The sequence below is a fragment of the Chryseobacterium ginsenosidimutans genome, from assembly GCF_039536845.1.
GTDB lineage: Bacteria > Bacteroidota > Bacteroidia > Flavobacteriales > Weeksellaceae > Chryseobacterium > Chryseobacterium ginsenosidimutans_B.
The window spans coordinates 782,778-795,952 of record NZ_BAAAZJ010000010.1 but is presented as its reverse complement, the minus strand read 5'-3'; the positions used below and the strand labels follow the sequence as shown (position 1 = coordinate 795,952).

The 13,175-nt window shown below is 34.0% G+C and carries 8 protein-coding genes; 5 read left to right on the top strand and 3 right to left on the bottom strand.

The window, feature by feature from the left end; genetic code table 11:
• Nucleotides 1–29 precede the first annotated feature (29 nt).
• On the bottom strand, nucleotides 30–374 hold the full coding sequence (locus tag ABD745_RS15525; RefSeq protein WP_344831871.1) for a MerR family transcriptional regulator: 345 nt from the start codon (nucleotides 372–374) through the stop codon (nucleotides 30–32).
• A 163-nt stretch (nucleotides 375–537) separates the two neighbouring features.
• Between ABD745_RS15525 and ABD745_RS15520 the strand changes: the two genes are divergently transcribed.
• Entirely contained in the window at nucleotides 538–1,419 is an 882-nt protein-coding gene (locus tag ABD745_RS15520) for an AraC family transcriptional regulator (protein WP_344831868.1), read from the top strand.
• 5 nt (nucleotides 1,420–1,424) lie between these two features.
• On the opposite strand, the gene ccoG is transcribed toward ABD745_RS15520, so the two are convergent.
• The gene (gene ccoG / locus ABD745_RS15515; RefSeq protein ID WP_344831866.1) at nucleotides 1,425–2,867 is read right to left on the bottom strand and encodes a cytochrome c oxidase accessory protein CcoG; all 1,443 of its coding nucleotides are present in this window, start codon (nucleotides 2,865–2,867) and stop codon (nucleotides 1,425–1,427) included.
• A gap of 261 nt (nucleotides 2,868–3,128) precedes the next feature.
• Here ccoG and ABD745_RS15510 point away from each other — a divergent pair, with 261 nt between their 5' ends.
• Nucleotides 3,129–4,022: an SMP-30/gluconolactonase/LRE family protein gene (locus ABD745_RS15510; RefSeq protein ID WP_344831864.1), complete on the top strand. Its 894-nt coding sequence runs from the start codon at nucleotides 3,129–3,131 to the stop codon at nucleotides 4,020–4,022.
• A 232-nt stretch (nucleotides 4,023–4,254) separates the two neighbouring features.
• On the opposite strand, the gene ABD745_RS15505 is transcribed toward ABD745_RS15510, so the two are convergent.
• The gene (locus ABD745_RS15505) at nucleotides 4,255–5,562 is read right to left on the bottom strand and encodes a DEAD/DEAH box helicase (RefSeq protein ID WP_344831862.1); all 1,308 of its coding nucleotides are present in this window, start codon (nucleotides 5,560–5,562) and stop codon (nucleotides 4,255–4,257) included.
• A gap of 607 nt (nucleotides 5,563–6,169) precedes the next feature.
• Between ABD745_RS15505 and rpsA the strand changes: the two genes are divergently transcribed.
• The 3 genes from rpsA to ABD745_RS15490 form a co-directional block, all read left to right on the top strand.
• A complete protein-coding gene (gene rpsA, locus ABD745_RS15500; RefSeq protein WP_047398102.1) occupies nucleotides 6,170–7,972 on the top strand; it encodes a 30S ribosomal protein S1 in 1,803 nt (600 codons plus the stop codon).
• Nucleotides 7,973–8,159: 187 nt separating this feature from the next.
• The gene (locus ABD745_RS15495; RefSeq protein WP_344831859.1) at nucleotides 8,160–10,757 is read left to right on the top strand and encodes a T9SS-dependent M36 family metallopeptidase; all 2,598 of its coding nucleotides are present in this window, start codon (nucleotides 8,160–8,162) and stop codon (nucleotides 10,755–10,757) included.
• A 129-nt stretch (nucleotides 10,758–10,886) separates the two neighbouring features.
• On the top strand, nucleotides 10,887–13,175 hold a 2,289-nt coding region (locus tag ABD745_RS15490), incomplete at its 3' end, for a T9SS-dependent M36 family metallopeptidase (protein WP_344831856.1).

The window sequence follows — 13,175 nt, the reverse complement described above, 5'->3', positions numbered from 1 at the left end:
AATCAAACTTTTATTATTTTAAGAAAATATTACTCGTTGTCCTTCTCCCCCAAAGAATCCTTCAATTTCAACAATTCAGCTTTCACAAATTCCAGTCTGTCGATCAAAGTAATGGTTTCAGAGATTTTGCTGTTAGTGGTCAAAGCAATTTTAGCTCCGTCAAGCGTGTAGCCTTTTTCTTTCACCAAATGATAGATCATCTGTAGATTCTTGATGTCTTCAGGCGTGAAGTATCGGTTGCCTTTTTTATTCTTTTTGGGCTTAATGATGGGGAATTCCTGTTCCCAATAACGTATCAGTGAAGTATTTACATCAAATGCTTTTGCCACTTCTCCTATCGAATAATACAGCTTATCGGGTAAATTTATTTTCATTTTTAGAATCCTAATCTTCAAAGATAAAAATTTTTTAATTTTCCTCAAAAATAGAAAGCGTAAAAGTTGAGTTTTTGCTTTGTAAATCAAGGATAAATGTCATTTTTTATTCAGAGAAAAATATTTTTGTTTTTATTACATTTGGGTTAAAATAAAAATTAACGTGGATTCTATTTCGGTACTTAATATTGATCTTTTTCAAGGGGGTAAAAATACCCCTTATTTTTATTTCAGTACGATGCAGAATCACTTAATTGTCGGTCATCGGTATCTTGAAAAAGCGCATCGTCACGACTTTTATGCCACCATTCTTTTCACAAAAGGAAGCGGAGTTCATGAGATCGATTTTCAGAGATATGACGTTTCGGCGGGGAGTTTATTTTTTATGTCTCCGGGGCAAATCCATAGTTGGGAACTTTCTGATGATATTGAAGGGTATCTTTTCTTTTGTCTGCAGGATTTTTACGAAATGCATTATGTAAATCAGAAACTGAGGAATTTTCCTTTTTTCGGTTCTGTCAATTTTCCTCGAAAACTTCAGCTAAATAAAGAAGAATTGCAGGAAAATATCAGCTTAATGCAGCAGTTGCAGAAAGAATATCAATCTCAGAATGTCATGAAGAATGGTTTGATGCTATCATTACTATCTCAGATTTTTATCCATTCTACAAGGCGGTTTTCCAGAGATTTTGATAATCTGGCTTCGTCGGCGAGTCTTTCTTATTTTAAACATTATCAGGAATTTGAAGCTGTGATTGAACTGTATTTTGCAACCGAAAAATCTATTACATTTTATGCTTCTTTACTAAATATTACCTCAAAGCATTTAAATAGAATTACCCAAACAGTAGTTCAAAAAACGGCAACCGAAGTAATTACAGAAAGGGTTATTCTGGAAGCAAAAAGAATGCTGATGTATCTTGACGAAAGTCTTGTGGAAATCGCTTTCAGATTGGGTTACGAAGAATATTCCTATTTTGTGAGAGTCTTCCGGAAAACTTCAGGAATGACTCCCACACAATTCATTAAATTGTATAAATCATAGAAATTTTACAGAGGTAATTGGAAAGGTCCTTCAAAAACGGTTTCAAAAGAATCTACCAGGTTTCCTTTTTCGTCAAACACTCCGATAGTCATATTTTGTTTTGAAAATCTAATTTCTTTTTCAGGAAAAGTGATATTGATATTTCCTTTTAAAATCTGATCTCCTTTTAATGTAATTTTATCAGAACCGAAAAAATCAATCTCTGCATTTTTAGGACTGATGACTTTGATGGTTAATTTTTTTTGTTCATTGGATTTATTTAAAAGGGTGTAGATAAAAGTATTCGTTATTTTTCCGTTTTTAATGAAAAATGTTGATCCGGCTGGTTTAATAAATTTTGCTTCCATTGAACCTCTGTCATACATTAAAAATCCTAGAAAGCCGATTAATAAAACTAAAAAAACAGTGGTTGCTTTCATTCTTGAAGTGAATTTAAATTTCTCCTGGTTTTCAATTTCCGCTTCTGTGGCGTAGCGAATCAAACCTTTAGGAAGTCCGACTTTTTCCATTACTTCGTCACAGGCGTCGATACAAGCCGTACAATTCACACATTCCAATTGTTGTCCGTTTCTGATGTCAATTCCGGTAGGACACACTACGACGCATTGGTTACAGTCGATACAATCGCCTTTTCCAACAGCTTTTCGGTCTTCATTATTTCTCCATTTTGAACGACCTTCACCTCTTTTGAAATCATAATGTACATTGATTGTTTGCTTGTCTATCAATACTCCCTGAAGCCTTCCATATGGACAGATAAGCGTACAAACCTGTTCACGAAGCCATGCGAAAACAAAATAAAAAGTCATGGCAAACCCGATCATTCCTAAGAATTTCAAAGAATTATCGGCAGGTCCTTCCATCATTATTCTATAAACTTCTTCATAACCGACTATATAGATGAACATGAAATGTGTAATAATTACCGAAATCAGGGCAAAAACCAACCATTTTGTTACTCTTTTCCTTATTTTTTCTGCGTCCCATTCCTGTCGGTCGAGTTTCATCTGTTTATTTCGGTCACCTTCGATCCAGTATTCAATTTTTCTGAAAACATTTTCCATAAAAATCGTCTGCGGACAAAGCCAGCCACAAAATATTCTTCCGAAAACTACGGTGAAAAGCATTACAAAGATTACGGAAGTTACCGCTCCCAAAGCCAGAATGAAAAAATCCTGTAAATAAAACGGCTGCCCGAAAATGAAAAATTTCCTGTCAATAACATTAAACAGTAAAAATGGATTATTATTGATTTTTACAAAAGGTAATCCGAAGAATAAAAGTAACAGAAAATTACTCGTATAATTTCTGTAATTGGTATATTTTCCTTTTGGCTTTTGGGGATAGACCCATTTTCGGTTTCCGGTTTCATCCATTGTTCCTACCGAATTTCTGAAATCATCGTAATCTGCTTCCGGAACCTGAAAATTATCTGATTGTATGCTCATCGCCTTAGATTTGTATTTGAAAATTGTAAAAAAGAATCTTATTTGAAATAAATTCTTATTTTAATTATTTGAGCTAAAATTTTTTTATGATTTTAATCTATGCAAAGCTCCGGATTAAAGATTTTCATTACTAATATTATCTACTTCTTAAATGGTACAATTCAGACATTTAAAAAAATGTTTTTAATTAATCAAAATGAGAAAATAATTTTTGAATCCGATGTTACAAGTTGTAAATTGTACGCTTTAAAATAATGTGGTATGAAAAATATCTTGAAAATAGGCTTGATTGGTTTGGTTTTCGCATTAGTAAATTGTAAATCAGTAAATTATAGCAAAATGTTTTATGATGGAGTACAACCGGAGAGGATTTCGGATAAATTTAGTTTTACGGAAGGCCCGTCTTCGGATAGAGAAGGAAACGTCTATTTTACAGATCAGCCAAATGATAAAATTTATTATTGGGACTGGAAAACAAATAAAATTGTTGAGTTTTTGAATAAAACCGGACGTGCAAACGGAACGCATTTCGATAAGGATGACAATTTAATTACGTGTTCGGATGATAATGGTGAAATATGGAAAATTTCAAAGGACAAAAAAGTTCAGGTTTTACTGAAAGATTTTGAAGGGAAAAGATTTAACGGACCGAATGATGTGTGGAATGACGAGTTTGGCGGAATGTACTTCACAGATCCTTTGTATGAAAGAAACTATTGGAAAAACTTTAAACAGGAAATTTCGAATAAAAGTTTATATTACAGAAGCAAAGAAGGAAAAATTTCAAAGCTTGAAACTTTTACTCAGCCGAACGGAATTGTAGGAAGTGAAAAGTTTAAGAAATTGTACGTTTCGGATATTGATGCAGGAAAAACGTATGTTTACGATATTCTTGGCGAAGGAAAATTGTCTGAAAAAAAGCTTTTCTGCGAAATGGGTTCAGACGGAATGACATTGGATAAACATGGAAACCTCTATTTGACAGGGAAAGGTGTTCATATTTTCAATCGTGACGGAAAAAAGATGTATCATATTCCGATTGAAGAAGAATGGACTTCTAATGTCACTTTTGGAGGTAAAAATAATGAGACCTTATTTATCACTGCTTCAAAATCGGTGTACACTTTGCCGACGAAAGTGAAAGGGGTGAGATGATTTTGTAAAACGTCATTGCGAGGAGCAAAGCGACGAAGCAATCTCAATAATATATTTGTATTTTGAGATTGCTTCACCTTCGGTTCGCAATGACATTTTAAATCAATAAGAACGGGCTTTAGCCCGTTTTTTATTAAAAGAAATCAATATTGGCTTTAGGCAAAACTTAAAAATAACTATAATTAAGCTTTTTGTGTTATTCGTGAAAATATTTGTGTAATTTGTGTTTAAATTAATAAGCAACCTCCATTTTCACTTTCTTGCCCTTCAATTTTTCATTAGCTAGTTTTCTCAGCAAAGAATTGACTTTATTTCTGGAAACAGCAACATAAGAAGTGGTATCTTTTACTTCTATCAGACCAAGCTCTTCTTTTTGAAGTTCCCCTTTTTTAAGCAAATACCCTACAATATCAACTTTATTAACCTTATCTTTTTTTCCGGCACTGATATAAATGGTTTGGAAAGGTGTTTTTTCAGGAATTTTATTGAATCCAACAACATTTTCTTCCGGAGTATTATTTTTAATGAAAGGGAAATTTTCGTCCGCAGTCATTATTAAATAAGCAAAACCTTTGGCATTCATCCTCGCGGTACGACCGTTTCTGTGGATAAAAGCATCTTCTTTCGGGGGCAATTGATAATGAACGATAGATTCAACTTCCGGAACGTCTAAACCTCTTGAAGCTAAGTCTGTTGTAATTAAAATCCTTGCAGAATCATTTCTGAATTTCAATAAAGCACGTTCTCTCTCGTCTTGCTCCATTCCGCCATGGAAGGTTTCTCTGTCGATTCCTTTTTCTGCTAAAAGATCAGAAATACGGTCAACGGCTTCACGGTGATTACAGAAAATTAAGGTTCTTTTATTCCCTATTTTACAGATCAAATTAAACAAAGTATCCAGTTTTTCCTCAGAAATCGTCATTACTTTTCGCAACTGAATATCCGGTTTTACTTCGCTTAATTTTAGGAAATCAACAAGTTTTTCATTTTTTAATCCTGTAAACTTTGGAATTTCATCCATTGCCGTTGCAGAAGTTAAAATCCTTTGAGAAAGACCTTTTAAAGAATTGGAAATGAATTCCATATCTTCATGAAAACCTAATTCTAAAGCCTTGTCAAATTCATCCAAAACCAAAGTCTGAATCGTTTTTGGATCAAAATTGTTATTTCTTAAATGATAAACAACTCTTCCGGGAGTTCCAATCAGAACAGCCGGAGCTTCAATTAAATTATTAATCTCAATTTTTTTATCATGGCCTCCATAGCAAACCGAAACTTTAAAATCCATTCCCATAGATTTAAAAACCTGCTCGATCTGCAATGCCAATTCTCTCGCCGGAACCAAGATTAATGCCTGAATTCCGGAAATATCTTTTTTCAGATTTCGAAGAACAGGAAACAAAAAAGCAAGCGTTTTCCCTGAACCGGTAGGAGACAGCAAAACAACGTCTTGGTTGTTTTCAGTAGATTTATATGTAGATTTCTGCATCTGATTCATATCCTGAATCTGCAGTTTTTGATATATTGATTCTAATTCCATTTTGCAAAGGTAATAAATTAGAAGAGGAATTAGGATTTAGAGCTTAGTTTGTGCTACTGTCATTCTGAACGGAGCGAAGCGGAGTGAATAATCTATTATTACTCATTACCAAATTACTCATTAATTATTTTTTGGAGCTTTTTCCCGCTTTCCATTACAATCTTTTTTTTCAAAAAAGGATTTTCTTTACAATCGGGGCTAGGGTTGTTGTAGGTATTTCAACGGCGCAATATAACCGCAAAGTTTGTCATTCCGTAGGAATCTAGACAATGCTTTACAATCTAATCTCTACAAAATGAGCCTAGATTCCTACGGAATGACAAAGTGAGTGGATAATGAGAATGTACTATTAAAAGGATTTTAAGATTGCCTCGTCGCTTCGCTCCTCGCAATGACAAAACATCTATTATCTGATTATTAGTGAGTTATGTATCAATTTAATAGCTTTAAAACCCTTGTTTATTTTAAATAATATTCGTATCTTTGCACCACTTTTTGTGGGTAAGGTTTGAAAAGGTAAATTATTATAAATTAATTACTTCCGTATTTTTTAAATCCACATTTATTCAGACCATTAAAAAAGAAGGAATACAAATTTTATTAGAAAATGTCAAAAGAGACAAATTCAGCAGAGGTTATTTTAAACCAAAACGTAGCACCAGAACAATTTGATTGGGATTCTTTCGAATCAGGTCTTGATGCAGATGCGAGAAAAGAAAAAAGCGATTTAGAGGAAATTTACAACGGATCTCTTAGCAGTTTAAACGATAACGACGTTATCACTGGTAAAGTTGTAAGATTAACTGATAAAGAAGCTATCGTAGACATCGACTTCAAATCAGAAGGTGTTATTTCTCTTAACGAATTCCGTTACAACCCAGGCCTAAAAGTAGGTGACGATGTGGAAGTAATGGTTGACAGAAGAGAAGACAAAACTGGACAATTACAGTTATCTCACAGAAAAGCTAGAACGCTTAAAGCTTGGGATAGAGTAAACGAACTTCACGAAACTGGAGAAATCGTTAACGGTTTTGTGAAATCTAGAACTAAAGGTGGTATGATCGTTGACGTACACGGAATCGAAGCATTCTTACCAGGTTCTCAAATTGATGTTAAGCCAATTAAAGATTACGATCAGTTCGTAGGTAAAACTATGGAGTTCAAAGTTGTGAAAATCAACCCTGAGTTCAAAAACGTAGTGGTATCTCACAAAGCATTGATCGAAGCAGATATCGAAGGTCAGAAAAAAGAAATCATCGCTCAGCTTGAAAAAGGTCAGGTTCTTGAAGGTACTGTTAAGAATATTACTTCTTACGGTGTATTCATTGACTTAGGAGGTGTTGATGGATTGATTCACATTACAGACCTTTCTTGGTCTAGAGTGAACCACCCATCTGAAATCCTAGAGGACGGACAGACTGTAAAAGTTGTTATCCTTGATTTTGATGATGAGAAAACAAGAATCCAGTTAGGTATGAAGCAATTAGAAGCTCATCCTTGGGATGCTCTTTCTGCTGATATGAAAGTTGGTGACAGAGTAAAAGGAAAAGTAGTAGTTCTTGCTGACTATGGTGCATTCGTAGAAATCGCTCCAGGTGTAGAAGGATTAATCCACGTTTCTGAAATGTCTTGGTCTACTCACTTAAGATCTGCAGGTGATTTCGTGAAAGTAGGTGATGAAGTTGAAGCTGAAGTACTTACTTTAGATAGAGAAGACAGAAAAATTTCTCTTGGTATCAAGCAATTAAGCAAAGATCCATGGGAAAATATCGAAGCTAAATATCCGGTAGGATCTAAACATGTAGGAACTGTAAGAAACTTTACTAACTTTGGTGTATTCGTAGAGTTAGAAGAAGGTATCGACGGATTAATCTACATCTCTGATCTTTCTTGGACTAAGAAAATCAAGCACCCATCTGAGTTCTGTGCAGTTGGTGATAAATTAGATGTTGTAGTTCTTGAACTGGACATCCAAGCCAGAAGATTATCTCTAGGTCATAAACAATTGACTGACAATCCTTGGGATGCATTCGAAACTAAATATGCTGAAGGAACTATCCACGCTGGTAAAGCGGTAGAAGTACACGATAAAGGTGCTTCTGTACAGTTCGAAGATGCTGAAGTTGAAGCTTTCTGCCCTTCAAGATTATTAGAGAAAGAAGATGGATCTAAAATCAAAAAAGGTGAAGATGCTCAATTTAAAGTAATTGAATTCAACAAAGAATTCAAGAGAGTAGTAGTTTCTCACACAGGTATCTTCAGAGACGAAGAGAAGAAAAATGTAAGAGAAAATTCTAACAACAGATCTAATAATAATACATCGTCTTCTTCAAACAATGAAGAAAGATCAACTCTTGGTGATATCGATGCATTAGCAGAATTGAAAAGAAAAATGGAAGAAGGTAAATAATCCTTAATTCATTTATAATATTGAGCCACTCGTTAGAGTGGCTTTTTTTATTTTTGAATATTAATAATGTTGAAACTATTCCTAAAAATATACTCATTAATTTTATAATCAATAAAGTTGAATTATTTTTAAATAAAGTATTAATTTTTTATTAAATATTTGTAGATTAGCGACTTTATTAGTGTATATGAAAAAAGTAGCTTTACCCCTTTTGTTTGCAGCATCTGCAATTTTTCCTTCGATCTTATTTGGACAAGATAATGAGAAGTTGATTAAAGATTATATCTCTCAAAATAAGATTAGAGAATATAAAAAATCTGATCTTACTAATTTTATTATTGGTAATACAGATGAATCTAAATCACTGAATGGGAATGTTGTAAAATTCCAACAGACTTATAACGGACTTCCAGTATATAATGCGGAAGGTACTGTACTTGTAAGAGATAATAAAATTATTTATTATTCGGATAGTTTTTTGAAGGATTATAGTTCTGCAGTTTCGAACACTGCAACTGTAAGTAAAGCTATAGCACTTCAAAAAATTTCACAGAATCTTCAAAAACAACAGATTGAGTCATATCCTATACTTGGCTTCTCTGATGTAGAACCACAGAATGGGAAGGCTGCTAAACAGAGATTGGTATATGTTGAGGATGCAGGAGCTTTAAAATTAGCTTATCAGTTCTCACTTCCAGAACCAAATTCACCAAGTTATTGGGATATTTTGGTTGATGCCACGAATGGAAATATAATCAGTAAACTTGATATGAATTTGTCTTGTAATTTCCATGATGATGCTTTTTCTCATGATCATATACATTTTCAAAACAATTTTGTTGGTCCTTTGAATAGTGTTGCTAACCAAAGTGCAGCTTTTTTAGTTCCGGATAATGCTTCATATAATATTTTTCCTTTACCCTTGGAAGCACCTACTTTTGGATCAAGAGCAACTGTAAACAATCCTTGGATTCTTACGGCTTCTCCGGAAGGATGGCACTATGATGGCACTACTCGTTATACAATTACAAGAGGAAATAATGTGCATGCTTATGAGGATACTGGAGGGTTTAATACAATTGGTTTCTCTCCTGACGGAGGATCTTCAAGAAATTTTAATTTTCCATTTAGTATTAATGCAGATCCATCTACAAACCAAAGTGCGGCTATTACAAATTTATTTTACATAAATAATAAAGTGCATGACATATTTTACATGTTTGGTTTTACACCAACAGCAAGAAATTTCCAAGCAACAAATTTTGGACTAGGAGGTGCTGGAAATGATTATGTTCTTGCAGAAGCTCAAGATGGTGGTGGAACTAATAATGCAAATTTTGCAACTCTTTCAGATGGTAATAAGCCAAGAATGCAAATGTACCTTTGGTCAATAGTAAACAGACAATTTTTTTATAATGCTCCAACAGCTGCTGTTCCTCGTCAACCGGTAAATGGAGTTGCTCTATTTGGTAATCCTTTGGATGCTACAGGAGTTACAGGAAATGTTCAGCTTTCTCCGGTTTTAGATGGATGTACAGCTTTACCCGGAGGATCACTTGCAGGTAAAATAGGTTTGGTAGAAAGAGGTACTTGTGCTTTTACAATTAAAACAAAAAATTTACAGGATGCAGGAGCAACAGCTGCGATTATTTATAATAATACAGCCAATGGAAATACGATCGGAAATATGTCTGGTACAGATGCTACTATTACAATTCCGTCAGTGTTAATTGGTAATACGGAAGGTGAATATATTAAAAGTCAACTTTCAGCAAATACAGCTGTAAATGTTACTTTAAAAGATGATCCTGCAACAAGTATAACACCAGATGGAAGTTTTGATAATGGGATTGTAATCCATGAATATGGTCACGGTATTTCAAATAGATTAACAGGTACCGGATCAGGTTGCTTAAATTCTACATCAGACAAAGAACAGATGGGAGAAGGATGGTCTGATTTCTTTGCGATAATGCTTACAAATAAAGCGGGGGATAATGCTTCTGTAGCGAGAGGAACAGGAACTTATGCAATTGGGCAGCCAATTACAGGAAGCGGAATCAGACCTGCAAAATATTCACCGGATTTTACAATTAATGACTATATGTATGGTGATACAAACGGAATGGAATATACAAACTCAAGTGGACAAATAGTTCCAGATGTACACTCAATCGGTTTTGTATGGGCAACCATGTTATGGGATCTTCATTGGCAATATGTTGCTAAATATGGGTATTCATCTGATGTAATGGCAAATACTACAAATGGTAGCTCAAGAGTTTTACAATTGGTAACAGATGCTTTAAAACTTCAGGTTTGTAATCCAACCTTTATAGATGGTAGAAATGCAATTTTGCAAGCAGAATTGGCAACTACAGGAGGTGCTGACAGATGTATGATTTGGAGAACGTTTGCAAAGAGAGGTTTAGGAGTTAATGCTTCTGCTGGGTCTAAAACGAATATCAATGATCAGGTTCAGGATACTACAGTACCTGCAGATTGTGTATTGGCAACAGATGAAGTGAAAGTTGTTAAAAATAATATTTCTATTTATCCAAACCCAGCTAAAAATGAATTCTTCATTAATTTCCCTAGCAATACTTTAGGAAAAGTAAGTGTTGAGATTTACGATATGTCAGGAAAATTAGTGTCTTCAGAAGATAAAATTTCTCCTGATGCAAAAAAATCAATTTCTACAGATAGATTAATTAACGGAACTTATATGGTGAAAGTGAAAGGTATCGGTATCGATGCTGCATCTAAAGTTATTGTTAAAAAATAACAAATAATTAATTTAAAACATAATGATAATGACTGTTCTTAATAGAATGGTCATTATTGTTTTAAAATATATTTTAAAAAAAGTTTTTGATTGAATAATATTTGTAAATTAGCGACTTTATTAATCAATATGAAAAAGAGAACTCTACCCCTTATGTTTGCTGCTTTAGCAGTTTTCTCATCTTCAAGTTTATTTTCTCAAAATAACGAGAAGTTAATCAAAGATTATATCTCTCAAAATAAAATTAGAGAATATAAAAAAGCTGATCTTACTAATTTTAGTATTGATGTGAATGACCATTCTGAAAGTATGAATGGAGATGTTGTGAAAATACAACAATTGTATAAAGGTATTCCTGTTTATGGATCTTTAGGTTCAGTTTTGATAAAAAACAATCAGGTAGTATTCTATAATGATACTTTTGAAAAGGATTATCAGAATGTTGATGCGAATGTTCCTTCAATTACGAAAGAAGCTGCTTTTGGATTCGCTTCAAAAGGGACAACCATAGAAGATCCTAGTAAAATTACGATCTTGAATTTCCATGATGCGGACACAAAAAATATGCTATTTGCTAAACAGCAATTGGTATATGCAAAAAAAGATCAAAATCTTGTTTTGTGTTACGAATTTACTTTTCCTGAAAAGAAAACACCAAATTATTGGAATGTTTTAGTAAATGCAACTACTGGAGAAATTGTTCAAAAAAATAATTTAAACCTTAGCTGTAATTTTGTTGATCATCCATTTGGACACTCTGATGAAAATAATTTAGCTATATTTCCATTAGAAAAAGAAAATTATCAACAGACAAATACTAAAACAAGCCTATTATTGTCTCCGGATAATGCGTCTTATAATGTATTTCCTTTTCCAATAGAGGCGCCTACTTTTGGATCAAGATCAGTTATTACAAACCCTTGGAATCTTACTGCTTCACCTGAAGGATGGCATTCTGACGGAACAAATCATTATACAAATGCACAAGGTAATAATGTTTTTGCCTATCAGGATTTATTTGATGATGACTTTTTTGGCGGTATAACTGCAGAAGGAGGAGCATCAAGAAATTTCAATTTTCCATATACTTCGGGAGCATTAGCTTTAACAAACCAAGATGCTTCGATCACAAACTTATTTTATGCAAATAATATGGTGCATGATATTTTTTACAAGTTTGGTTTCACTCCCGTAGCAAGGAATTTTCAGAAAAATAATTTTAATTTAGGAGGTGCTGGAAATGATTTTGTAAATGCTGAAGCACAAGATGGTGGAGGTACTGCTGTAACTGCTACTGTTCAAAATTATAATAACGCAAATTTTGCAACACCGCAGGATGGAGGTAGTGGTAGAATGCAAATGTATTTATGGGTAAACGATTCTCAAAAATTATTCTATAATGCCCCTGCTTCTGCAACTACAAGAACTCCTGTTACTTATACTGCTCAGTTTGGTCAACTAATAACAGGTGTGCCAGTTACAGGAGAAGTAAAATTATCACCAGTTTTAGATGCTTGTACAGCTCTTCCTGCAGGTTCTTTAACAGGTTTTATCGGTTTGGCAGAAAGAGGCACGTGTGACTTTGTTACAAAAGTTGAAAACATGCAGAATGCTGGAGCAACTGGAGCAATTATTTATAATGCAGTTAGTTCTGCAGCTCCTGGAAATATGGGAGGAACTAATGCGAATATTTATATCATGTCTGAGCTTATTGATAATGCAGAAGGAGAGTATATCAAGTCGCAATTAGCAAATAATGTTCCTGTAAATGTTTCGATGAGTTATAGTACTAAACAGGATGGAAGTTTTGACAATGGAGTTATGATTCACGAATATGGACATGGTATCTCTAACAGATTAACTGGAAATGGATATACTTGTTTACAATATACCCAAAGTAAAGAACAAATGGGAGAAGGATGGTCTGATTTCTTTGCTATGATGCTTACCAATAAAGCTGGAGATAATGCATCTGTTGCCAGAGGAATGGGTACTTATGTGTCAGGACAAGGTATTTCAGGGGCAGGTATCAGGCCAGCAAAATATTCACCGGATTTTACAATTAATGACTATATGTATGGTGATACAAATGGTATGGAATTTAATAATGGTTCGGCAATTGTTCCCGATGTACACTCAATTGGTTTTGTATGGGCAACCATGCTATGGGATCTTCACTGGCAATATGTTGCTAAATACGGATATGCTTCTGATGTAACTTCAAATACAACAAACGGTAGTTCAAGAGTTTTACAATTGGTAACAGACGCTCTGAAGCTTCAGGTTTGTAGCCCGACCTTTATTGATGGTAGAAATGCAATTTTGCAAGCAGAATTGGCAACTACAGGAGGTGCTGACAGATGTATGATTTGGAGAACATTTGCAAAGAGAGGTTTAGGAGTTAATGCTTCTGCTGGA

Excerpts from the sequence above, each read along its gene's own strand:
- ABD745_RS15505 (WP_344831862.1), bottom strand. The coding sequence starts at position 5,562 with ATGGAATTAGAATCAATATATCAAAAACTGCAGATTCAGGATATGAAT.
- ccoG (WP_344831866.1), bottom strand. The coding sequence starts at position 2,867 with ATGAGCATACAATCAGATAATTTTCAGGTTCCGGAAGCAGATTACGAT.
- ABD745_RS15495 (WP_344831859.1), top strand. The coding sequence starts at position 8,160 with ATGAAAAAAGTAGCTTTACCCCTTTTGTTTGCAGCATCTGCAATTTTT.
- ABD745_RS15510 (WP_344831864.1), top strand. The coding sequence starts at position 3,129 with ATGAAAAATATCTTGAAAATAGGCTTGATTGGTTTGGTTTTCGCATTA.
- rpsA (WP_047398102.1), top strand. The coding sequence starts at position 6,170 with ATGTCAAAAGAGACAAATTCAGCAGAGGTTATTTTAAACCAAAACGTA.
- ABD745_RS15525 (WP_344831871.1), bottom strand. The coding sequence starts at position 374 with ATGAAAATAAATTTACCCGATAAGCTGTATTATTCGATAGGAGAAGTG.